Consider the following 22,078-nt stretch of genomic DNA (forward strand, 5'->3'; position numbering starts at 1 on the left):
GACGGTCAGGACAGGAGCCCGTCGGCGATCGCACTGAGGGTCTCGGATGCTCCGGCGTCGATCCTGACCGTCGCGCGGGAATCGCCCTTCGTGACCCCTCGGTTCACGATGACGACGGGCTTGCGGGCGCGCCGCGCCTGCTCGAGCAGGCGGATGCCCGAGTTCACGACGAGTGACGAGCCCGCGATCACGAGGACGTCGGCGCTCGAGACGAGTTGTGTGGCCTCCTCGAACTTGTCGCGAGGGATGAACTCCCCGAAGAACACGATGTCGGGCTTCAGTATCCCGCCGCACACCGTGCACGCAGGGATGTCGAACGAATCGATGCCCGACACGATGGCGTCGCCGTCGGGACCGAGCTCCTCGTCCTCTGCGAGGTCGAAGCCGGGGTTCTGCTCGACCATGCGCTCGGCGATGCTCTCACGACTGAACATCTGGCCGCACGTGAGGCACCGCACCTGTTCCATGGAACCGTGCAGGTCGACGACGCGTCGGGACCCCGCGCGGACGTGGAGACCGTCGACGTTCTGAGTCACGACGCCGACCGACAGATCGGCGGCCTCGAGGCGGGCGATAGCGCGGTGGCCGTCGTTCGGCGTGACGGAGGCGAAGCGCCGCCAGCCGCGATGCGATCCCGCCCAATACCGTCGCCGGAACGCCTCGTCGAGGAGGAACTGGCCGACGTTCATCGGTGTGCGCTTGGGCGCGCCCTCCCCGCGGTAGTCGGGGATCCCGGAGTCGGTGCTGACACCGGCTCCCGTCAGGAAGACCGACACGCGGCCGTCGAGCAGTTCGATCGCTCGTTCGACGCCTGCGATGGACGTGTCGTCCGTGGATGATTCGACGAGTGCCGACATGGAACCTCCCGACTCTCGAACCTGACACGATGGTAAACGCATCGTCTTACGGTTTTGTTTCCGACGTCTGTCGCGGGGTGCAGCGACGGAGAGGTTCTGCATGCTCGTCGAACGGATCTCCCGTGACCGACTCGACGGACTCGTCGACTACTCGCGGCTCACGGACGTGACGTTGCGCAAGAAGACCGAACCAGCCGGCGGCCTGTACATCGCCGAATCGACGAAGGTCATCCGCCGTGCTCTCGCGGCCGGTCATCGTCCGCGCAGCGTGCTCCTGCAGGAGAAGTGGTTGCCCGACGTCGAGCCGCTCCTCGAGGGCTTCCCGGAGGTCCCCGTCTACGTCGGGGAGCCGGACGTGCTCGAGGCCCTCACGGGTTTCCACCTGCATCGAGGCGCCCTCGCCGCGATGCACCGCCCGCCGCTCCGATCGGTCGAGGAGGTCATCGACGGTGCTCGGCGTGTCGTGATCCTCGAGGACATCGTCGACCACACCAACGTCGGCGCCATCTTCCGATCGGTGGCCGGCCTCGGCGCCGACGCCGTGCTCGTGAGCGAGCGGTGCGCCGACCCGCTCTACCGACGGAGCGTGCGGGTCAGCATGGGAACGGTGCTCCAGGTCCCGTGGACGCGGCTCCCGGACTGGACGACGTCGCGCCGCATTCTCGACGACGCCGGATTCCATGTCGCCGCCCTCGCACTGTCCGATCGTGCGATCGGCCTCGACGAGTTCGAGAACGACCCGCCGGAGCGGCTCGCGATCGCACTCGGGACGGAAGGCGACGGGCTCAGTCGAGCAGCCCTCGACGCGGCCGACACGGTCTTGACGATCCCCATGCTCCACGGTGTCGATTCGCTCAACGTCGCCTCGGCGAGCGCCGTGGCGCTGTGGTCGCTCCGCGTGCGCGCCGACGACGGACGGGCGTCCCGGGTCAGTCCTCGCGGAGGTCCGCCGGTTGCACCAGCGGACCGGCGATCGGCCGCTTCGCGCTGATCGTGTCGCCAGAGGACTGGTGGCGGATGCGCCGGACGACCCACGGGACGAGGTACTCCCTGGCCCACTGCATGTCGTCGCTCCGCACGTCGCGCCGCGTCCTCTCGGGGAAGGGCTCGGGCTTGAGCGGTTCGAGCGAGTTCTCGACCCCGAGGGCGTCGAGCACCATGCGCGCGACCGTGTGGTGGCCGATCGCGTTGAGGTGCAGCCGGTCGGGCGCCCACATGCGCTGGTCCTGGATCTCGGTGAGAGCCCACTGATCGGCGACGATGCAGTCGTACTTCGCCGCGACGCTGCGGATGTTCTCGTTGTAGATGGCGACCTTGCCGCGGATGCTGCGGAAGACGGGCGAGAAGCCGACGTCGACCCCGGTGAAGACGACGATCGTCGGACGGTCGGCGGCGAGTCGTTCGATCGCCGTCTCGAACTTGGCGGCGATCTCGTCGGGGTCCGTGCCGGGGCGGATGACGTCGTTGCCGCCGGCCGAGATGGAGATGAGATCCGGGCGCAACTGCACCGCCGGTTCGATCTGCTCGTCCATGATCTGCTGGATGAGCTTCCCGCGCACCGCGAGGTTCGCGTAGGCGAACGCCGGGTTCCCCGCCGCGAGCACCTCAGCGACTCGGTCCGCCCAGCCGCGGTGACCGCCGGGCGCATTGGGCTCCGGGTCTCCGATGCCCTCCGTGAACGAGTCGCCGAGCGCCACGTACCGCGACCAGGGGTGCAGTCGTTCGTCTTCCGTCTCCGCCACGCGAACCTCCTCTGTGGACGTCCTCCCAGCGTAGCGAGGTCGTCACCGGGTGTCGGAAGAGTCGTCTAAGGTACTGCGAGTGGATGCGGACAGGGTGACGGAGGGCGGGGAGTCGGGCCCTCGCATCGGAACCGCCGCAGCAGAGCACCTCTCGCCTGCATTCCCCGAGCGCGCGGCATGGGGAACCGTCAGCAAGCTCCGCGCGTGGCAGGCCGAGGCGATCGACGCGTACTTCGCGTCGGAGCCGCGTGACTTCCTCGCGGCGGCGACGCCGGGCGCCGGCAAGACGACGTTCGCCTTGCGGCTCGCGGCGGAGCTGCTGTCGCGGCGCACCGTCGATCGCGTGACGGTCGTCGCGCCGACGGAGCACCTCAAGAAGCAGTGGGCCGAGGCGGCGCACCGCGCGGGCATCCGCCTCGATCCCGAGTTCAGCAACCGGGCGGGCGCCGTCGGTCGTCACTTCCACGGTGTCGTCGTCACCTACGCCCAAGTCGCCATGCGCGCGTCGCTCCATCAGGACCTGACGGCCTCCTCACGCACCCTCGTGATCCTCGACGAGGTCCATCACGGCGGCGACGCCTTGAGCTGGGGCGACGCGATCCGCGAGGCCTTCTCACCGGCCGTCCGGCGTCTGTCGCTGACGGGAACGCCGTTCCGGTCGGACACCGCGCCCATCCCGTTCGTGACCTACCTCCCCGATCGGGAGGGAATCCGCACGTCGGTGACGGATTACGACTACGGCTACGGACGCGCTCTCGCCGATGGCGTCGTCCGTCCCGTCATCTTCATGGTCTACGCGGGCCACATGCGCTGGCGCACGAGCACGGGCGACGAGATGGAGGCCCGCCTCGGCGAGGGGAACACGAAGGACATCACCTCGCAAGCGTGGCGAACGGCGCTCGATCCCGCCGGGGAATGGATCCCGTCCGTCCTGCGCGCCGCCGATCGTCGCCTCACGGAGGTCCGGCACGGGATCCCCGACGCCGGCGGGCTCGTGATCGCGACCGACCATTTCGCGGCGAAGGCCTACGCGACCATCCTCGAGAACATCACGGGGGAGGCCCCGACCGTCGTGCTCTCGGACGACGCGGAGGCGAGCTCGAAGATCGACTCCTTCTCGAGCGGGACGACCCGCTGGCTCGTGGCCGTGCGGATGGTGAGCGAGGGCGTCGACGTGCCACGGCTCGCAGTGGGCGTCTACGCGACATCGGCGTCGACGCCGTTGTTCTTCGCCCAGGCGATCGGTCGATTCGTGCGCGCGCGCCGTCGTGGAGAGACCGCGAGCGTGTTCCTCCCCAACGTGCCGCAGCTCATGACCCTCGCGTCGGAGCTCGAGCGGGCCAGGGACCACGCCCTCGATCGTCGCCAGGACCCGGACGCCGAAGGCGACCTCTGGAATCCCGAGGACGCCATGGTCGACGCCGCCAACAGATCGGACAAGGCGTCGGACTCGCTCACGGGGGAGTTCAGCTTCGAGGCGATCGGCTCCGACGCGACGTTCGACCGCGTCGTGTTCGACGGCGACGAGTTCGGGTCCTACGCGGTGCCGGGCACGGAGGAGGAGCTCGACTTCATCGGGATCCCCGGCCTCCTCGAACCGGAGCAGGTCCACGAACTCCTCACGCAGCGCCACCAGCGGCAGGCGAGGCGCATCGATGGGAAGCGGAGACAGCAGCCCCGGCCCCCGGAGGCGGAGCAGCCGCCGCCGGCGCTCTATCGCACGCTCAAGGAGCAGCGGAGTCTCCTCAACAGCCTCGTCGGCCTGTATGCGAAGAACACGAACGAGCCGCACGGCCTCATCCACGCGGAGCTGCGGCGGGTATGCGGTGGTCCGGCCGTCGCCCAAGCGAGTGTCACGCAGCTCCAGGCCCGCATCGACTACCTCCGGAAGCGCCTCGGCAGTCACTGACCCGCCGGATCCGGTGCCCAGCCCGCCCTTCGACAAGCTCAGGGACCTACCCCGCACGCCGCGGAAGACGGCGATGTTCCCGGTCTTGGTCGAACCCGACCATCGGACGCGTATCCAGTACCTGCCGTCGGGCAACTGCTCCACGGTCTGCCGCGGCGCTAGAAAGCACAGAAGGCCCGGATCTTCCGATCCGGGCCTTCCAACTCACGTGCGCGAGGGGGGACTTGAACCCCCACGCCCATTAATAGGGCACTAGCACCTCAAGCTAGCGCGTCTGCCAATTCCGCCACCCGCGCGAGTTGTTCCGGCTCTCTATTCGAGCGCCGAGAAACGACGATAGCACGAAAATCGGACGGTGTTTTCACACGCCGCGAACCAGCGGGTAGCGTTGTCGCATGCCCGCTTCCTCCGAGCCCCTGTCGACCGCCCAGCTCGAAAGCGACGAGACCGTTCGTGTCGCACGGGACCTCATCCGCTTCGACACCACGAACTACGGGGAGGGGAAGGCGAAGCCCGAGACGGAGGCGGCCGAGTACGTCGCGGCGTACCTCCGCGATCTCGGGCTCGAGCCGGAGCTGATCGATTCGGAGCCCGGCCGGACGAGCGTCGTTGCGCGCGTGACGGGGAGCGACGCCGCGAAGCCGGCGCTCGTCGTGCACGGTCACCTCGACGTCGTCCCCGCCGATCCTCGTAACTGGTCGGTCGACCCCTTCGCCGGGGAGATCCGCGACGGAATGCTGTGGGGCCGCGGGGCGGTCGACATGAAGAACATGGACGCGATGATCCTCACCGCGGTCGGCGACCTGCTGCGCGGCGGTCGCCGTCCCGAGCGCGATCTCGTGCTCGCGTTCTTCGCCGACGAGGAGAACGGCGGCGTCTACGGCTCGCAGCACATCGTGAAGACCCGCCAGGAGCTCTTCGACGGGGCGACGGAGGCGATCAGCGAGGTCGGGGGTTATTCGATCACGCTCGGCGGCAAGCGCGCGTACCTCATGCAGACCGCGGAGAAGTCTCTCGTCTGGATCCGCCTGCGTGCCCGCGGTGTCGCGGCGCATGGTTCCCGGGTCATCGAGGACAACGCGGTGACGAAGCTCGCCGTCGCCGTCGCCGCCATCGGCCGGACCGAGTGGCCGATCCGGCTCACGGAGACGACATCCGCGCTCATCGGCGAGCTCGCCGGGATCCTCGGTGTCGACCCGGAGACGACGGGTCCGGACGAGATCGCGATCGCCACGGGTACCGCTTCGGGGTTCATCCGCGCGTCCCTCCGCACGACGAGCAACCCCACCCTGCTCGACGCCGGTTACAAGCACAACGTCATCCCCGATGAGGCGACGGCCCTCGTCGACATCCGCACGTTGCCGGGCGAGGAGGACGATGTCCTCGACACGGTTCGGAGCATCGTCGGCGAGGACGTCGAGATCGAGATCGTGCAGCAGGACATCGGTCTCGAGACGCCGTTCGCGGGGCCGCTCATCGATGCGGCCGTCGCGACGCTGCGCGAGCACGACCCGGAGGCGTCCGTGCTGCCGTATATGCTCTCCGGGGGGACCGACAACAAGGCGCTCTCGCGGCTCGGGATCACCGGCTACGGGTTCGCTCCGCTCCGCCTTCCGGAGGACGTCGACTTCCCGGCGATGTTCCATGGCGTCGACGAGCGGGTCCCGCTCGAATCGCTCGTCTTCGGTCGCCGCGTCCTCGAGGACCTGTTCACCACGTACTGACCGTCAGGAGAGCCCAGCAGTGGACTTCGTCAACGCGATCATCCTCGGGCTCGTCCAGGGCCTCACCGAGTTCCTCCCGATCTCGTCGAGCGCGCACTTGCGCATCGTCGGCGAGTTCCTCGGAACGGGGGAGGACCCGGGTGCGCGGTTCACCGCGATCACACAGATCGGCACCGAGCTCGCCGTCGTGATCTTCTTCTGGCGCGACATCGTCCGCATCATCAGCGCCTGGTTCGGTTCGTTCTCGGGCCGCGTCCCGCGCAACGATCCGGACGCGCGCATGGGGTGGCTCATCATCATCGGCTCGCTCCCGATCGTGATCCTCGGTCTCCTGTTCCAGGACCAGATCGAGACGACGTTCCGATCGCTGTGGTTCATCGCGGGAACACTCATCGGTTTCGGCATCCTGCTCGGCGTCGCGGACTACGTCGGCGCGAAGCGTCGCGAACTGCCGGAGATCACCTACCCGCACGGCGTCGTGTACGGGTTCGCCCAGGCTCTCGCGCTGATTCCCGGTGTCTCGCGCTCGGGCGGCACGATCACGGCCGGACTCTTCCTCGGCTACAAGCGCGAGGCGGCCGCGCGCTACGCGTTCCTGCTCGCGATCCCGGCGGTCTTCGGCAGCGGGCTCTACCAGGTCGCGAAGTCGATCGTCGACCCGTGCGTCGAGGGGGCGACCGGGTGCCTTCCCGAGGTCTACGGTCCACTCGAGACGCTCGTCGCGACCGTCGTCGCGTTCGGCGTCGCCCTCGTCGTCATCACGTACTTCATGCAGTACATCTCGAGGCGTTCCTTCCTTCCGTTCGTCGTCTACCGCATCCTGCTCGGCGTCGTACTCGTCGTGCTCCTCGCGACGAACACCATCCAGCCCTGAGACGCGGTCGGCGAGGCGTCCGCCCGGTCAGGGAGCCGCTCGCGCTCGCTTAGGCTGGAGGGATGCAGGCCTGGTCCCGTCCCGTCGTCCCCTCCGTCCCGGGGTCGCCGTGCGCTCCCTTGCTGCACGACACGGCGAGCGGTGGTCTCGTGTCGGTGCACACGGGTGAGCGCGCTCGGCTCTACGTGTGCGGCATCACTCCGTACGACGCGACGCATATCGGACACGCCTCCACGTATCTCGCATTCGATACCCTGCAGCGGATGTGGCTCGACGCGGGGATCAGCGTGCACTACGCGCAGAACATCACGGACGTCGACGATCCGCTCCTCGAGCGCGCGACCGAACGCGGTATGGATTGGCGGGCTCTCGCCGACGATCAGATCCAGCTCTTCCGCGACGACATGACCGCGCTCCGTGTGCTCCCTCCCGATGATTACGTGGCGGTGACGGAGGTCGTCGAGCCCATCGCGGACGCCGTCGTCCGTCTGCTCGACGCCGGGGTCGCCTACCGGGTGGACACTCCCGATTCGGCAATGGGAGACGACGTGTACTTCGACATCGCCGCGGCCGAGGCTCAGGGCGTCTGGTCGCTCGGGCAGGAGAGCAACTACGACCGCGAGCTCATGGAGCGGCTGAGCGCCGAACGCGGCGGGGATCCGGACAGGGCAGGCAAGAAGGACCCGCTCGATCCGCTCCTCTGGCGCGCTGCCCGCGAGGGCGAACCGCGTTGGGAGACGGCTGCGGGGGCCGGTCGTCCCGGCTGGCACATCGAATGCTCCGTCATCGCCCTGGATCGCCTCGGCACCGACTTCACCGTCCAGGGCGGTGGCTCCGACCTGATCTTCCCCCACCACGAGATGAGTGCCGGTCACGCGGCGGCACTGTCCGGTCACCCGCTCGCGGCGGTCTTCAGCCATGCCGGCATGGTCGCGTACGCGGGCGAGAAGATGTCGAAGTCGCTCGGCAACCTCGTCCTGGTGTCGGAGCTGCGGGAACGGGGCGTCGATCCCCGCGCCGTCCGCCTCGCGATCCTGGAGCACCACTACCGCTCGGACTGGGAGTGGACCGACGCGCGTCTCGACGCGTCGATCGTGCGCTTGGCCGAGTGGCGCGAGGCATTCGGCGCGGACGACGCGGCCCGCTCGAGCGCGCTCTCGGCAACCGTCGTGCTCGAGCGCGTCCGCGACGCCCTCCGCAACGACCTCGACACGCCCGCCGCGATCGCGGTCCTCGATGAGGCCGCGGCATCGGGGGTGGACGACCGGCGACTCCTCAGGAACGCGATCGACGCCCTCCTCGGCATCGATCTCGCAGCGGACTAGTCGGTCGCCCCCGGTCGCTGCGGCGGCCTGACCGGCGTCAAGACTTGCCCCACGGCTCGTCGCCGCTCCGGCCATCGGGCTTGTCGCCACGACGGCGCAAGTAGCGCTCGAACTCCTGGGCGATCGCCTCGCCGCTCGCGTCCGGGGACTCTACCGTGTCACGGGCCTGTTCGAGCTGCTGGATGTAGGTCGCCATCTCGTCGTCCTCCTCGGCGAGGGCGTCGATGCCCTGCTCCCACTCGGCCGAGTCGGAGATGAGCTCGCCGCGATCGATCTCGATGCCGACGAGCTCCTCGAGCTTGTCGACGAGGGCGAGAACCGCCTTCGGCGACGGCGCGTTGTGCACGTAGTGGGGGACGGACGCCCAGACAGAGACGGTCGGCAGACCGAGTGCCTCTGCGGCGTCGGAGATCACGGTGAGGATGCCGACCGGTCCCTCGTAGGTCGACCGCTCGACGGCGAGCGCCCGGCGGACGTCGGGATTCTCGCTCGTCGTGAAGATGGAGATGGGGCGTGTGTGCGGGACGTCAGCGAGCATCGCGCCGAGCAGCACGACGGCGGTGACGTCGACGGCGAGGGCGGCGTCGAGCACCTCGGCCGTGAAGTTCTTCCAGCTGCGCGACGGCTCGATCCCGAGGAGGAGATAGACGGACGGTCCCTCACCGGCGTCGACGGCCGGTCCGTAGAGCGTCGATCCGGGCCACCGGAGCACCCGGCGTCCGTCGTCGTTCGCGGCGATCGTCGGTCTCGTGAACTGGTAGTCGTAGTAGTCCTCGGGGTCGACCGACGCGAGGGGCACGAGTTCGAGCTGCTCCCGGAGCAACCGGACGGCACCCGTCGCCGCGTCGCCGGCGTCGTTCCAGCCCTCGAACGCGACGACGAGGACGCGCCCCCGCGAGAACGCTTCGACTTCAGCCGTCACGTGCACCAGCCCTTCCGCAGCCGTCTGGCCGATCGATCACTCCAGGATAGGCGCATTCGCTCAACCGGTAGCATTGAACCCCGTGACTACTCTGCTGCCCGATGCCGTCCTCTGGGACATGGACGGGACCCTCGTCGACACCGAGCCCTATTGGATCTCGGCCGAGACCGATCTCGTCGAGTCCTTCGGGAAGACCTGGACGTACGAGGACGCGATGTCGCTCGTCGGCGCCGGGCTCTGGGACTCCGCCGAGACGCTCCGCTCGCACGGCGTCGACATGCTCGCCGACGACATCGTCTCGCACCTGACGGGTGTCGTGATGGCGCGCATCACCGCCGAGGGCGTCCCCTTCCGCCCGGGTGCCCGCGAACTCCTCACGGACCTCCGGCGGGCCGGTGTTCGGACGGCCCTCGTCACGATGTCGGTGCGGGCGATGGCCGAGCACGTCGTCGAGCGCATCGGCTTCGACTCCTTCGAGACGCTCGTGACGGGAGACGAGGTCACTCGTCCGAAGCCGCATCCGGACCCCTACCTCGAGGCCGCGTCACGGCTCGGTGTGGACATCGAGCGCTGTGTCGCGATCGAGGACTCCCGCACGGGGCTGGCCTCGGCCGTCGCCTCGGGCGCCGTCGCGATCGCGGTACCCCACGCCGTCTCGATTCCGGAGTCGATCGAGCATGTGACGTGGTCGACCCTCGCGGGTCGCACCGCCGAGAGCATCGCCGAAGCATTCGGGTCGCGTCCCGCGTCGGCGGGCCGGCGATGACCGCCCTCGAGGGTGAGCGCGTCCGCAACTCGGGACCCTTCCGTGTGGGTGACCGCGTCCAGCTCACCGGACCGAAGAACAAGCTCCACACGATCAGCCTCGAGCCGGGCAAGGTGTTCCACACGCACCGCGGCATGATCAACCACGACGATCTCATCGGGCTCGACGACGGTTCCGTCGTCACCAACACGGCGGGGGTCGAGTACCTCGCCTTGCGGCCGCTGCTCGTCGACTTCGTCATGTCGATGCCGCGCGGGGCCGCGATCATCTATCCGAAGGACGCCGCCCAGATCCTCGCCCAGGCGGACATCTTCCCCGGCGCGCGCGTCGTCGAGGCCGGCGTCGGTTCCGGAGCCCTCTCCATCTGGCTGCTCCGTGCGATCGGGGAGCGCGGGCACCTCACGTCCTTCGAGCGGCGCGAGGAGTTCGCGGACGTGGCGCGCGACAACGTCGCGAGCTTCTTCGGCTACGACCCGACGTCATGGGATGTCGTGGTCGGCGATCTGGTGGAACGGCTCCCGTCCGTCGTGGGAAGCGGCACGGCCGATCGTGTCGTCCTCGACATGCTCGCGCCGTGGGAGTGCGTCGACGCCGTCGCCGACGCCCTCACACCCGGGGGCGTGCTCCTCTGCTACATCGCCACGGTGACGCAGCTCTCGCGCGTCGCCGAGGCGATCCGCGCGACGGGTCGGTTCACGGACCCGGCGTCGAGCGAGACCATGGTGCGGGGCTGGCACGTCGAGGGACTCGCTGTGCGTCCGGACCACCGCATGATCGGCCACACGGGGTTCCTGCTGACCGCTCGACGGCTCGCCGACGGCGCTGTCCTTCCGGAGCTCAAGCGCCGCCCGTCGAAGACCGACTTCTCGGACGAGGACGTCGAGTTGTGGACGCCGGGAGCACTCGGCGAGCGGGTCTCGAGTCCGAAGAGCTTGCGGAAGCGCGTCCGCGCGGCCGCTGCGAGCGCCGATCTCATCCGTTCTCGCGACGGCGTGTCCGAGCGCGACTCCGACGCCGACTAAACTGAACCGCGCATCCCGGGGCCGTCGGCCCGTCCGCACCGAATCGAGGTACCGTGCGTAAGGCACCCATCCTGCTCCTGTCCGTCGGACTCGCAGCGATCACGCTCACGGCCTGCAGCTCGCCGGCCGAGTCCTGCGAGCCCGAGGCGTCGTCCGGCCGCATCTCCGACGTCATCACGGCGTCCGGCGACTTCGGAACGGCTCCCACGGTGGACGCTCCGCGCGGACTCAACGCCTCGACCACCGAACGCTCGACCCTCATCGAGGGCGATGGCGAGGTCGTTCTCGAGAACGAGCTCGTGGTCCTCGACTACACCTTGCTCAACGGTCGCACGGGGGAGGTCGTCAACCAGTCGGCCTACGACGCCGAGGCCCCGACGATCTTCGCCCCCGCGAACCTGCTTCCGGGCATGGCCAAGGGCCTCGTCTGCGCCACCGCCGGCTCCCGGGTCGCGGTGGCGATGTCGCCCGAGGACGCGTTCGGACCGTCTGGCGGCAACCCGCAGTTCGGCATCGAGGAGGACGACACGATCCTCGCCGTCATGGACGTGCGCCGGAGCTACCTCGCGAAGGCGAACGGCATCCCCGTCCCCGTGACGACGCCCGGTCTCCCGTCGGTGGTCACCGCGGCGGACGGAACGCCCGGCCTCACGATCCCGACGAACGATCCCCCCGCCGACCTCCGCAAGGCGACCCTCCTGCAGGGCAACGGTGAGACGGTCGAAGAGGGTGACCTCGTCACCGTGCAGTACACGGGCGCGCTGTGGGACGAGCGCACCATCTTCGACTCCTCGTGGGACCGCGGCACGCCCGCCCAGTTCACGACGGACCAGGTCGTGCCGGGCTTCGCCGAGGCGCTCGTGGGAGCGCAGGTCGGCTCCCAGGTCGTCGTGGTGATCCCGCCGTCCGAAGGGTACGGAGACGCCGAGACGGGTCCCGTCCCGGCAGGCTCGACCCTCGTCTTCGTCGTCGACATCCTCGGCATCGGCTGAGCGGGGGAGCGGCACGCCGCCGTCATAGGATGTGAGCGTGCCTGAACCGTCGAGCCCGTCCGTCGTGCGCGTACCCGTGGAGGAGCGTCTCTTCTCCCTCGTGCTCGCTCTCGTCGCGACGGAGACCGGACTCACGAAGAACGAGATCCTGTCGACCGTGCAGGGTTATCGCCAGCGCTACAAGCCGGGCGGCGACAACGCGAGCCTCGAGCGTCAGTTCGAGCGCGACAAGGACGACATCCGCGATCTCGGCATCCCGATGGAGACGGTCGAATCGCCGGGGGAGCAGGGGAACAACCAGCTCCTCCGCTACCGCATCTCGAAGGGCGAATACGACCTGCCGGCGGACATCACGTTCTCCGCTCAGGAGATCACCCTCCTGGGCCTCGCGGCGACCGTCTGGCGACAGGGCTCCCTGTCGGCGGAGTCGCAGCGCGCGCTCCTCAAGCTCCGCTCCCTCGGCATCCCGTCGGACGATCCGGTCATCGGTTACGCGCCGCGCCTCCGCACGAGAGAGAGCTCTTTCGAACCGTTGCGGACGGCTCTCGAGCGCCACTCGATCGTGACCTTCACCTATCTGAAGCCGGGCGACGCCGCTCCTCGCCTCCGGTCGGTGTCGCCCCTCGCCCTCGTCCAGCACCGCGGTCGCTGGCACCTGTACGGGATCGACAACGACCTCGGCGCCCGCCGCACCTTCCTTCTGGCTCGCATCGTCGGGACGCCGCGATCGACGTCACGGACCTTCGCGCCTCCGGAGGGCGGCGGCTTCGCGGATCGCGCCCTCGCCGAGCTCGACGCGTTGTGGCGGTCCCAGCGTGCGACCGTGCGCGTCGTCGCGGGGTCCGACGCCGAGACCCGACTGAGCAAGCGGCCCGACTCGAGCCGTGACCTCGACGGGGTTCTCACCCTGCACTACACGGACGTCGACATCCTGGCGGACGAGCTCGCATCGTTCGGACCGGAGGTCGAGGCGCTGAGCCCCGGCGACCTCCGAGCAGCGGTCATCAAACGCCTGACGATGCTCGTCCACGCCCACTCGACCGGATCGCGGGAGTGAACGTGGCCGACTTCCAGCCGGTACAGGCCCAGGACAAGCTCGCCTTCCTGCTGTCGCTCGTACCGTACCTCATGGATCACGATCGCGTGTCGGTCGCGGACGCGGCGGCGCACTTCGGCGTTCCGCCGGAGCAGATCAGGCAGGCCGTTCGCCTCATCGCCGTCTCGGGCGTACCGGGCGAGACGACGCAGTACCAGCACGACGACCTGTTCGACATCGACTGGGACGCCTTCGAGCAGGACGACGAGATCGCGATCACCCACCTCGTCGCGATCGACGAGTCGCCCCGGTTCTCCGCTCGAGAGGCTGCGGCTCTCATCGCCGGGCTCCAGTACCTCTCCGGTCTGCCCGAGCAGGCCGACCGCGACGTCGTCGGAGCCCTCATGGCGAAGCTCGCGCTCGGCGCGTCGGCGGCGCCCAGCGAGGTCGCCGTCGGTTCGGGGGACGCAGACACGGCTCTCGCGACGGTGCGCGAATCGGTGTCGACGGGGCGGTCGCTCTCCTTCGACTATCTCAACGCTCGCGGCGAGAGGGAGCGCCGGATCGTGGATCCGCTGCGCGTCGAGTCCCTCGACGCCGATTGGTACGTGCGCGCGTGGGACCACGGCCGGACGGCGGTCCGGACCTTCCGACTCGACCGCATGTCGGACCTCGCGGTGACGGACGAACCGTCGAGCGCCGAGGCGCGCGACGTCGTGCTGCCCGAAACGCTCTTCCAGGCCTCGCCGGACGATCTGAGCGTCGATCTCGACGTGACCGCCGCCGCGCTCCCGCTCATCGACGACTGGATCGGGTCGAGCGAGAAGCGTTCCGTGGGAACCGACGTGGTGCGCGTCACCGTTCGGCTCGCCCATTACGGCACGCTCAAGCGACTCGTCGCGGGGCTCGCCGGGCTCGTGACCGTCGTCGATCCGGACGAGGCCCGTGCGGCCGTGGCGTCCTGGGCGTCGTCCGCCCTCGACAACTACCTCGATGTCGGCGGTTCTCACAGTGATCCGCCCGATTCCGCGGGGTAGACTCGTCGTACTTCGACCCTCTGGAGGATCGCGCATGTTCGCAAACCTGACCGGGTGGCATCTCGTCATCATCCTCGTGATCGTGCTGCTGTTGTTCGGTGCGACCCGGCTTCCCGCTCTGACGCGGAGTATCGGGCAGTCCGTGCGCATCTTCAAGAAGGAGGTGCGTGACGACGACCCCTCGGCGACGACCGAGAACGGCACCGCAGCGGGAGTCCGCACCGACGACGGAGCCAGGACGACCGCCGCCTCGGCGCGGCGCGATTCCGACACGACCCCGTAGTCGGCCGTGCCTGCGAAACAACGCCGGCCGAAGAACAGCGAGGGGCGCATGTCCCTCGGGCAGCACCTGCTCGAACTGCGCAAGCGTCTGTTCATCTCAGCCCTCGCGATCGTCGTCGGGATGATCGTCGGCTTCATCGTCGCCGAACCGGTGATCCGTGCGATGTCGCGGCCCATCGCCGAACTCGCCGAGCGGATGAACGCGAGTCTCAACTTCGAGACGGTCACGTCGGGCTTCGACCTCTACATGAAGATCGCTCTCACCGTCGGCATCGTGGTCTCCGCTCCCGTCTGGCTCTACCAGATCTGGGCCTTCCTCGTTCCCGGACTGAAACGGCGCGAGATCGGTTACGCCCTCGGTTTCCTCGGCGCGGCGCTTCCCCTCTTCTTCGGCGGTGCCTTCGCCGGTTGGGTGGTCATGCCGCACATCGTCGAACTCCTGGCCGGGTTCATCCCGGAGGGCGCGAGCGGCATCTACACCGCGAGCTACTTCTTCGACTTCGTCCTGAAGCTCGTCCTCGCCGTCGGAATCGCGTTCGTCCTGCCGGTCTTCCTCGTGCTCCTGAACTTCGTCGGTGTACTGTCGGCCGCCTCGATCATCAAGTCGTGGCGCTGGGCCATCCTCGCGATCATGGTGTTCTGCGCCCTCGCCACGCCCGCTGCCGACGTCATCTCGATGTTCCTCCTGGCGATCCCGATGATCATCCTGTATTTCGCGGCCTACGGGGTGGCGTGGATCCATGACAAGCGGGCCGGTCGTCGGGTGAGCGCCCCCGACCCCGAGTTCGCCGTATGAGCGACGGCCTCAGCCCCGCTGAGCGCTACGCGGCCTCGCGCCGTCGGACCGCGCTCGTCCGCCAGTTCCGAGACGGGCTCTCCTTCGACCTCGACCCCTTCCAGGAGGCCGCGTGCGAGCGTCTCGAGGCAGGGCGGAGCGTGCTCGTCGCCGCGCCGACCGGGGCAGGGAAGACGATCGTCGCCGAATTCGCGGTCTTCCTCGCGATGCGGCAGGACCGTGCGAAGGTGTTCTACACGGCGCCGATGAAGGCGCTGAGCAATCAGAAGTACGGCGAGTTCGTCGACGCATACGGCGCGGAGAACGTCGGACTGCTCACGGGCGATACGAACGTCAACTCGGGCGCCCGCATCGTCGTCATGACGACCGAGGTGCTCCGCAACATGCTGTACGCGGACTCGGATCTCCTCACCGACCTCGCCTTCGTGATCATGGACGAGGTGCACTACCTCGCCGATCGGTTCCGCGGGGCCGTATGGGAGGAGGTCATCATCCACCTCCCCGAAGCCGTCCGGCTCGTCTCGTTGAGCGCGACGGTCTCCAACGCGGAGGAATTCGGAGACTGGCTCCACACCGTGCGGGGTGACACCGACGTGATCGTGTCGGAGGAGCGACCCGTTCCGCTCGACCAGCACGTCCTGATCGGTGGGCGGTTGCTCGACCTCTTCGACGCGAAGACGTCGGCTGACGACCCGAACGTCAACCCCGAACTCGTGCGACTCGCGCAGTTCGGCGGGCGCTCGCTCACCACGAAGCAGTACGACGACGTCAGCCGCTACAACCGGCGCCGCGGCCCGCAGCGCCAGGAGCGGACGTCGCGAGCGGGAACCGTCGAGCTCCTCGGCGAGCATCACCTCCTTCCCGCGATCTTCTTCATCTTCAGCCGAGTCGGCTGCGACGGAGCGGTGCGGGAGGTCGTTCGCGCGGGCGTGCGCCTCACGGAGCAGCACGAGCGTCGCGAGATCCGGGCGATCGTCGACGAACGCACGAGCGCGCTGCAGGACGAGGACCTCGCCGTCCTCGGGTTCTGGGAGTGGCGGGACGGCCTCGAGCGGGGCGTCGCTGCGCACCACGCGGGCCTGCTGCCCGCGTTCAAGGAGGTCGTCGAGGAGCTGTTCCAGCGCAAACTCCTCAAGGTCGTGTTCGCGACCGAGACCCTCGCCCTCGGCATCAACATGCCCGCGCGCACCGTCGTGCTCGAGAAGCTCGAGAAGTTCAACGGCGAGGCCCGCGTCCCGATCACGTCGGGGGAGTACACGCAGCTCACCGGTCGCGCCGGCCGCCGGGGGATCGACGTCGAGGGTCACGCCGTCATCCAGTGGGTCGAGGGGCTCCACCCGCAGGCCGTCGCGTCTCTCGCCTCACGGCGCAGCTATCCGCTCAACTCGAGCTTCCGGCCCACCTACAACATGGCCGTCAACCTCATCGACCGGTTCGGCAGACGGCGCACGCGCGAGATCCTCGAGTCGTCCTTCGCCCAATTCCAGGCGGACCGCGCGGTCGTCGACCTCGCACGGAAGGTGCGCGACCAGGAGGCGTCGCTCGAGGGGTATGCGGACGCCATGCGGTGTCACCTCGGCGACTTCGCGGAGTACGCGTCGATCCGCCGCGAGCTCGGCGATCTCGAGAAGCAGCGTCCCGATGCCGGATCCGCTGCGAAGCGTGAGCGTCGGGTGCGACAGATCACCTCCCTCAAGAAGCGTCTCAAGGCCCATCCGTGCCATGGTTGCGCCGATCGCGAGAAGCACGCGCGGTGGGCGGAGCGCTGGTTCCGCCTCCGGCGTGAGACAGACACGCTCCGTCGCCAGATCAACACGCGAACGGGCGCGGTCGCGAAGGTGTTCGATCGCGTCGTCGACGTGCTCGTGGAACTCGGCTATCTCGTCGAGGGCGACATGCCGGGCGGCATCGAACTCGCCGCCCCCGGCCAGGCGTTGCGCCGGATCTACGGGGAGCGCGATCTGCTGGTCGCCGAGTGCCTGCGGCGCGGTCTCTGGGACGGTCTCGACGCGCCGAGCCTCGCCGCTCTCGCCTGCTGTCTCGTGTACGAGCCGCGGCGCGATGACACAGACGTTCCCGAGCGTTATCTCCCGAGGGGAAGATTCCGTGATGCGCTCACGGCCACCCAGGAGGTCTGGAGCGTGCTCGACGACGTGGAGCACGCTCACCGGTTGCCGGGGAGCAACATCCCCGCGAACGGACTCGCCCTCGCGATGTACAAGTGGGCGTCGGGCGCGGCCCTCGACGTCGTCCTGCGCGACGCCGATCTCGCGGCCGGCGACTTCGTCCGCTGGTGCAAGCAGACGATCGATCTCCTCGACCAGCTCTCGAGCGTCGCCGACCCGCCCGTCGGGGTGACCGCCCGGCGCGCGCTCGACTCGGTGAGGCGCGGCATCGTCGCCTACAGCTCCGTCTGAGGGACCGACCGTAGGGTGGACAGGTGACCCGAAACCCCCCTCGTCCGGTCCGTTCCCGACCGAGCGACGTCCTCGCGCGCGCCGACGCGCCCGTCGTCCCGCTGTGGGCGGCCGTCCTCCTGGCGCTCGGAGCGGGCCCCGTGCTCGACGCGGGCTTCCCCGACATCGGATTCTGGCCGCTCACCTTCGTGGGGATCGGCATCGTGCTCGTCGCGGCGATCGGCCGACGAGCCGGTCCCTCGTTCCTCGTCGGCTTCCTCGCGGGGTTGTCCTTCTATCTCGTCCATGTGTCGTGGACCGCGCTGTACCTCGGTCCCGTGCCGTGGGTCGCTCTCTCCGTGCTCGAGTCGCTGTTCTTCGGACTCGGCACCGTCCTCATCACCCTCGCGTACCGCTGGTTCCCGCGTGTGTGGGGCGGTCCCGTCGCGCGGCTCGCCGTCCTCCCGGTCCTCGTCGCGGCGCTGTGGACCGCGAGGGAAGGACTCGTGAGCACGTGGCCGTACGGCGGATTCGCGTGGGGTCGCGTCGCCCTCAGCCAGTCCGAGAGCCCCTTCGCGCCGCTCGTCGCCTGGATAGGGATCTCCGGTCTCAGCTTCGTCATGGTCGCGATCATCGCCATCACCGTTCAGGTTCTGCGTGAGCCTGCGCCCGGGCTCGTCCGTCGGCTCGCTGTGCCGGGCATCGTGATCGTCGCCGTCCTCGCCGTGCCCGCCTGGCCCACGTCCGAGTTCGGTACGAGCCGCATCGCCGCGGTCCAGGGCAACATCAAGGCCGGCTACTTCGACTCCGCCACGCGCGATGCCGGTGATCTGATCGACGGCCAGCTCGACGCGAGCCTCGAGGTCATCGGCGAAGGCGCGGACATGATCGTGTGGCCAGAGGGATCGAGCGAATACGATCCGGCTACGGTCGCGAGCGCCGCGCGTTCCTTGGACTCGCTCAGCGGCCTCGCGGGAGGCGCGCCCATCATCCTCGGGGCGATCCAGGAGCGGGAGGACGGCGTTTTCAACACCTCGATGCTGTGGCAGAACGGGGGAGTTGAGGACTGGTACGACAAGAAGCACCCCATCCCGTTCGGCGAATACGTCCCCGATCGACAGTTCTGGCGACCGTTCGCGCCCGACCTGATCGACCTCATCGCGCGCGACTACACGCCGGGTACGCGTGACGGGGTCATCGACGTCAACGGTGTCATCACGGGCATCAGCATCTGCTTCGACATCGTCGACGACGCCGTCATGCGCGACTCCGTCGATCGAGGGGCGCAAGTGCTCCTCGCGCAGACCAACAACGCCGACTTCGGCACCACCGACGAGAACCAGCAGCAGCTCGCGATCACGCGTCTGCGGGCGATCGAGACGTCGCGGAGCGTCGTCAGCATCTCGACGGTCGGCCTGAGCGCCATCATCGGGCCGCGTGGAGAGACGATCTCGACGGTTCCGGCGTACGAGCCCGGGGCGCTCATCGAGGACGTTCCCTTGTCCCGCGGCCTCACCCCCGCCGTGCTCGTCGGCGGTCAGGTCGAGGGGCTCATCGTCTGGTGGGGACTCGGAGCGCTCGTCGTGTCCGGGGTGCTCGGCCGGCGGCGTCGTCCCTGAGCCCGACGGGCGCCTTCGAGAACGACGAAGCACCGGACGACGAATCGTCCGGTGCTTCGGTACGTGGGTGGTTCGGTACTGCGAGATTCAGCGAGAGGAGATGAACCTCACGCGCCGATCTTGTGCTGGCCGCGACGAGCGCGGAGGAAGTCGAGTCGTTCCTGGAGGAGCTCCTCGAGCTCGGCACGCGTGCGCCGTTCGAGCAGCATGTCCCAGTGGGTTCGGGGCGCCTTGACGTCGCCGTGGTCGATGTCGACGGGCTTGTGGTCGACGAGGCGGACGGCCTCGGCCCCGCACGTCTTGCATTCCCAGGTGTCGGGTGCCTCGGCGTCGGCCGCAAAAACGAGAACGGTCTCGTTTCCGCAGGTGGCACAGGAATACTCGTGAGCGATCCGCTCCGAGAACACGACGCCTTCTTCGCTCTGCAGGCTCTGGGATCCGAGGCGCATTCCGCGCAGGCTGCGATCTGCCATTGTGTGGTCTCCTCTCGCAAATGGTGGTCTGTATGTTATAAACCGCCAACCTGGGTTTTCTCTTCCAACGATTGTCGGCTTCCCAGGTCCCGCTCAGGTGCGACCCCGTCCGACGTCACGTGCGCGTCCGTCTCCAGGTACGGGGCTCCACGCGGAGATGGCGGCCGCGAAAGCTCCGAGCGTGTTCTCTGGGTGGTTCGTCGCGAGACCGCGATGGGCGGGGATCCGGGGGAGGGGACCGGCGAGGTACGGCGATGTCACGGGCGTCCCTTCCGCCGGACGCGTCGCCCCATGGCGTCCGCGCGATGAGCCCCTTGGTATTCTCGGGGCTGGCCCCAGCTTGGCACGACCGTTCGTCGTCCCGGCGCGTGACGGCCGATCGTCCACTGAGAGGAACCACCGTGTCCAACCCGCTCGCTCCCGGATCGCTCGAGGGCAAGAACGTGCTCGTCACCGGATCGTCCCGCGGCATCGGTGCCGACACGGTCCGCTACTTCGCCGCCGCGGGTGCCCGCGTCGTCATCAATTTCCGGAACAAGGAAGCACGAGCCCTCAAGCTCGCCGACGAGATCCGCTCGTCGGGCGGCACGGCCATCACGGTGGGCGCCGACCTCACCGACCCGACGTCGGTCCAGGCGATGGCCAGCACGATCGCCGAGGAGTACGGCTCTCTCGACGTCCTCGTCCTCAACGCCTCGGGCGGCATGGAGAGCGGCATGGCAGAGGATTACGCCATGGTGCTCAACAGGGACGCTCAGGTCGGCGTTGTCGACGCGATGCTCCCGCTGCTCGCCACGGGCGGACGCATCGTCTTCGTGACGAGCCACCAGGCCCACTTCATCGGCACCGTCGCGACGATGCCCGAGTACGAGCCCGTGGCACGGTCGAAGCGCGCCGGTGAAGATGCTCTGCGCGCTCGAATCCCGGAGTTCGACGCCGCGGGGGTCGATTTCGTCGTCGTCTCGGGCGACATGATCGAGGGGACCATCACGGCGACCCTGCTCGAGCGTGCGAACCCGGGGGCGATCTCGGCGCGCAAGGAAGCCGCTGGTCGCCTTTTCAACGTCTCCGAGTTCGCCGCCGAGGTGGCTCTCGCCGCCGTCGAGCCGATCGGCGCCGACCACACGCGTTACGTGGGGGACGTCTCCGACTTCGGCGTGTAGCGGATCGATTCCCCGGGGCGTTCTCGCCCCGGGGAATCGATGTCACGCGAAGCGGCGCGGGTAGTCCGTGTAGCCGACCGGTCCGTCGGTGTAGAACGTGCCCGGGTTGGGCTCGTTCTCGGGGTGGCCGTCCTTCCAGCGTTCGACGAGGTCGGGGTTCGCGATGGCCAGTCGACCGATCGCGACGGCGTCGGCCGCGCCCGCGTCGAGCAGCTCCTCGGCCTCCACCTTGCTCGTGACGCTTCCGAAACCGCTGTTCGCGATGAGAACGCCGCCGAAGCGTCGGCGGAGATCCTGGACGAGTCCGCCGAACGGATCCGCGTGGAGCACGCTCAGGTAAGCCAGACCGAGCGGGGCGATGCCGTCGACGACGGTCTCGTACGTCGCTCGCACGTCGTCGGGGTCGATCTCCTCGATGTCCTGGATGTTGTGGGCGGGGGAGAGGCGGAGGCCGACGCGTCCCGCTCCGACCTCCGCGGCGACGGCGCTCACCACGTCGACGACGAAGGCGGCCCGTGCGGCGGGCGAACCGCCGTAGGCGTCGTCCCGGCGGTTCGCCGAGGGCGAGAGGAACTCGTGGAGGAGATAGCCGTTGGCTCCGTGGATCTCGACTCCGTCGAGTCCCGCGTCGACGGCCCGTCGGGCGGCGGCGACGAAGGCGTCCCGAACCGCGATCAGCTCGTCAGCGTCCAGGGCGTGCGGGACAGGGTACGGCAGCTTGCCGACCGGTGTGCGAACGTCGCCCCGGATCGCGATGGCGCTCGGACCGACGATCCGCGGAGTGCCGGTGATCTCGGGGTGTGACACCCGACCGCCGTGCATGAGTTGCATGACGATTTTCCCGCCGCCGTCGTGGACCGCGGTCGCGACGCGCGCCCAGCCCTCCGCTTGCTCCGCGGTCGCGATACCGGGCTGGCCCGGGTACGCCTTCGACTCAGCGGTGGGGAACACGCCTTCCGTGATGATGAGGCCGAGGCCGGCCCGTTGGCCGTAGTGTTCGACGTTGAGGGCGCTCGGCACGCCGTCGGCGTGCGACCGCGTCCGGGTGAGGGGAGCCATCACGACGCGATTGGCGAGTTCGAGGTCACCGGCGCGAAGAGGGGTGTAGAGGTTCATGCTGTCCTTTCTGGGAAGGCGCATAGC

Annotated in this window: 20 protein-coding genes and 1 tRNA gene; 15 read left to right on the forward strand and 6 right to left on the reverse strand. The window is 68.8% G+C overall.

All coding sequences use genetic code 11. The annotated features are described in order from the left end of the window. Positions 1–5: 5 nt before the first annotated feature. Positions 6–857, reverse strand: coding sequence for a Sir2 family NAD-dependent protein deacetylase (locus ELQ90_RS06715; RefSeq protein ID WP_128494498.1), 852 nt, complete (start codon positions 855–857; stop codon positions 6–8). A 100-nt stretch (positions 858–957) separates the two neighbouring features. Between ELQ90_RS06715 and ELQ90_RS06720 the strand changes: the two genes are divergently transcribed. Continuing rightward, positions 958–1,848, forward strand: coding sequence for a TrmH family RNA methyltransferase (locus ELQ90_RS06720; RefSeq protein ID WP_128494499.1), 891 nt, complete (start codon positions 958–960; stop codon positions 1,846–1,848). Here the strand turns inward: ELQ90_RS06720 and ELQ90_RS06725 are convergent. Further along, positions 1,787–2,599, reverse strand: coding sequence for an SGNH/GDSL hydrolase family protein (locus tag ELQ90_RS06725; RefSeq protein WP_128494500.1), 813 nt, complete (start codon positions 2,597–2,599; stop codon positions 1,787–1,789). The genes ELQ90_RS06720 and ELQ90_RS06725 overlap by 62 nt on opposite strands. A gap of 79 nt (positions 2,600–2,678) precedes the next feature. Here ELQ90_RS06725 and ELQ90_RS06730 point away from each other — a divergent pair, with 79 nt between their 5' ends. Further along, positions 2,679–4,508, forward strand: a complete 1,830-nt coding sequence (locus ELQ90_RS06730) for a DEAD/DEAH box helicase (protein WP_243696045.1) — start codon at positions 2,679–2,681, stop codon at positions 4,506–4,508. Positions 4,509–4,717: 209 nt separating this feature from the next. Here the strand turns inward: ELQ90_RS06730 and ELQ90_RS06735 are convergent. Further along, positions 4,718–4,804: transfer RNA gene (locus ELQ90_RS06735), tRNA-Leu, on the reverse strand. A gap of 99 nt (positions 4,805–4,903) precedes the next feature. Here ELQ90_RS06735 and ELQ90_RS06740 point away from each other — a divergent pair. The 3 genes from ELQ90_RS06740 (at position 4,904) to mshC (ending at position 8,431) form a co-directional block, all read left to right on the forward strand. Next, a complete protein-coding gene (locus ELQ90_RS06740; protein WP_128494501.1) occupies positions 4,904–6,232 on the forward strand; it encodes a M20/M25/M40 family metallo-hydrolase in 1,329 nt (442 codons plus the stop codon). Between the two features lie 19 nt (positions 6,233–6,251). After that, positions 6,252–7,106 (forward strand): undecaprenyl-diphosphate phosphatase, encoded by an 855-nt coding sequence (locus tag ELQ90_RS06745; RefSeq protein WP_128494502.1) that lies wholly within the window; start codon positions 6,252–6,254, stop codon positions 7,104–7,106. Between the two features lie 62 nt (positions 7,107–7,168). Beyond that, entirely contained in the window at positions 7,169–8,431 is a 1,263-nt protein-coding gene (gene mshC / locus ELQ90_RS06750; protein ID WP_128494503.1) for a cysteine--1-D-myo-inosityl 2-amino-2-deoxy-alpha-D-glucopyranoside ligase, read from the forward strand. A 37-nt stretch (positions 8,432–8,468) separates the two neighbouring features. Here the strand turns inward: mshC and ELQ90_RS06755 are convergent, their stop codons facing one another. Further along, positions 8,469–9,353 (reverse strand): PAC2 family protein, encoded by an 885-nt coding sequence (locus ELQ90_RS06755; protein WP_128494504.1) that lies wholly within the window; start codon positions 9,351–9,353, stop codon positions 8,469–8,471. Positions 9,354–9,435: 82 nt separating this feature from the next. Here ELQ90_RS06755 and ELQ90_RS06760 point away from each other — a divergent pair, with 82 nt between their 5' ends. The 9 genes from ELQ90_RS06760 to lnt are packed head-to-tail and all read left to right on the forward strand — an operon-like array spanning position 9,436 to position 19,299. Further along, the gene (locus tag ELQ90_RS06760) at positions 9,436–10,119 is read left to right on the forward strand and encodes an HAD family hydrolase (RefSeq protein ID WP_128494505.1); all 684 of its coding nucleotides are present in this window, start codon (positions 9,436–9,438) and stop codon (positions 10,117–10,119) included. Further along, the gene (locus ELQ90_RS06765; protein ID WP_128494506.1) at positions 10,116–11,141 is read left to right on the forward strand and encodes a tRNA (adenine-N1)-methyltransferase; all 1,026 of its coding nucleotides are present in this window, start codon (positions 10,116–10,118) and stop codon (positions 11,139–11,141) included. The genes ELQ90_RS06760 and ELQ90_RS06765 overlap by 4 nt, the downstream gene beginning before the upstream one ends. A 53-nt stretch (positions 11,142–11,194) precedes the next feature. Then, entirely contained in the window at positions 11,195–12,133 is a 939-nt protein-coding gene (locus tag ELQ90_RS06770; protein ID WP_128494507.1) for an FKBP-type peptidyl-prolyl cis-trans isomerase, read from the forward strand. Between the two features lie 37 nt (positions 12,134–12,170). Further along, positions 12,171–13,190: a helix-turn-helix transcriptional regulator gene (locus ELQ90_RS06775; RefSeq protein ID WP_128494508.1), complete on the forward strand. Its 1,020-nt coding sequence runs from the start codon at positions 12,171–12,173 to the stop codon at positions 13,188–13,190. A 2-nt stretch (positions 13,191–13,192) separates the two neighbouring features. Then, a complete protein-coding gene (locus ELQ90_RS06780) occupies positions 13,193–14,206 on the forward strand; it encodes a helix-turn-helix transcriptional regulator (protein WP_128494509.1) in 1,014 nt (337 codons plus the stop codon). A gap of 34 nt (positions 14,207–14,240) precedes the next feature. Continuing rightward, positions 14,241–14,489 carry a twin-arginine translocase TatA/TatE family subunit gene (gene tatA, locus ELQ90_RS06785; protein ID WP_128494510.1) on the forward strand — a complete coding sequence of 83 codons (249 nt, stop codon included), beginning with the start codon at positions 14,241–14,243 and terminating at the stop codon, positions 14,487–14,489. Between the two features lie 48 nt (positions 14,490–14,537). After that, the gene (tatC, locus tag ELQ90_RS06790) at positions 14,538–15,284 is read left to right on the forward strand and encodes a twin-arginine translocase subunit TatC (RefSeq protein WP_128494511.1); all 747 of its coding nucleotides are present in this window, start codon (positions 14,538–14,540) and stop codon (positions 15,282–15,284) included. Beyond that, positions 15,281–17,701, forward strand: coding sequence for a DEAD/DEAH box helicase (locus ELQ90_RS06795; RefSeq protein WP_128494512.1), 2,421 nt, complete (start codon positions 15,281–15,283; stop codon positions 17,699–17,701). The genes tatC and ELQ90_RS06795 overlap by 4 nt, the downstream gene beginning before the upstream one ends. Before the next feature lie 23 nt (positions 17,702–17,724). Further along, complete coding sequence (gene lnt, locus ELQ90_RS06800; RefSeq protein ID WP_128494513.1) at positions 17,725–19,299, forward strand: apolipoprotein N-acyltransferase; 1,575 nt, start codon at positions 17,725–17,727, stop codon at positions 19,297–19,299. Between the two features lie 107 nt (positions 19,300–19,406). Here the strand turns inward: lnt and ELQ90_RS06805 are convergent, their stop codons facing one another. Next, a complete protein-coding gene (locus ELQ90_RS06805) occupies positions 19,407–19,772 on the reverse strand; it encodes an RNA polymerase-binding protein RbpA (protein ID WP_128494514.1) in 366 nt (121 codons plus the stop codon). A gap of 401 nt (positions 19,773–20,173) precedes the next feature. Between ELQ90_RS06805 and ELQ90_RS06810 the strand changes: the two genes are divergently transcribed. Continuing rightward, positions 20,174–20,935 carry an SDR family oxidoreductase gene (locus ELQ90_RS06810; protein ID WP_128494515.1) on the forward strand — a complete coding sequence of 254 codons (762 nt, stop codon included), beginning with the start codon at positions 20,174–20,176 and terminating at the stop codon, positions 20,933–20,935. Between the two features lie 42 nt (positions 20,936–20,977). Here the strand turns inward: ELQ90_RS06810 and ELQ90_RS06815 are convergent, their stop codons facing one another. Further along, positions 20,978–22,051 (reverse strand): oxidoreductase, encoded by a 1,074-nt coding sequence (locus ELQ90_RS06815; protein WP_128494769.1) that lies wholly within the window; start codon positions 22,049–22,051, stop codon positions 20,978–20,980. Positions 22,052–22,078 lie beyond the last annotated feature (27 nt).

This window comes from Labedella phragmitis, from assembly GCF_004078635.1.
Taxonomy (GTDB): Bacteria; Actinomycetota; Actinomycetes; order Actinomycetales; family Microbacteriaceae; genus Labedella; species Labedella phragmitis.

Bases quoted from the DNA above. Each gene is read 5' to 3' on its own strand.
- ELQ90_RS06815 (WP_128494769.1), bottom strand. From the start codon at position 22,051: ATGAACCTCTACACCCCTCTTCGCGCCGGTGACCTCGAACTCGCCAAT.
- ELQ90_RS06765 (WP_128494506.1), top strand. From the start codon at position 10,116: ATGACCGCCCTCGAGGGTGAGCGCGTCCGCAACTCGGGACCCTTCCGT.
- tatA (WP_128494510.1), top strand. From the start codon at position 14,241: ATGTTCGCAAACCTGACCGGGTGGCATCTCGTCATCATCCTCGTGATC.
- ELQ90_RS06715 (WP_128494498.1), bottom strand. From the start codon at position 857: ATGTCGGCACTCGTCGAATCATCCACGGACGACACGTCCATCGCAGGC.
- ELQ90_RS06740 (WP_128494501.1), top strand. From the start codon at position 4,904: ATGCCCGCTTCCTCCGAGCCCCTGTCGACCGCCCAGCTCGAAAGCGAC.
- ELQ90_RS06805 (WP_128494514.1), bottom strand. From the start codon at position 19,772: ATGGCAGATCGCAGCCTGCGCGGAATGCGCCTCGGATCCCAGAGCCTG.
- ELQ90_RS06720 (WP_128494499.1), top strand. From the start codon at position 958: ATGCTCGTCGAACGGATCTCCCGTGACCGACTCGACGGACTCGTCGAC.
- mshC (WP_128494503.1), top strand. From the start codon at position 7,169: ATGCAGGCCTGGTCCCGTCCCGTCGTCCCCTCCGTCCCGGGGTCGCCG.
- tatC (WP_128494511.1), top strand. From the start codon at position 14,538: ATGTCCCTCGGGCAGCACCTGCTCGAACTGCGCAAGCGTCTGTTCATC.
- ELQ90_RS06795 (WP_128494512.1), top strand. From the start codon at position 15,281: ATGAGCGACGGCCTCAGCCCCGCTGAGCGCTACGCGGCCTCGCGCCGT.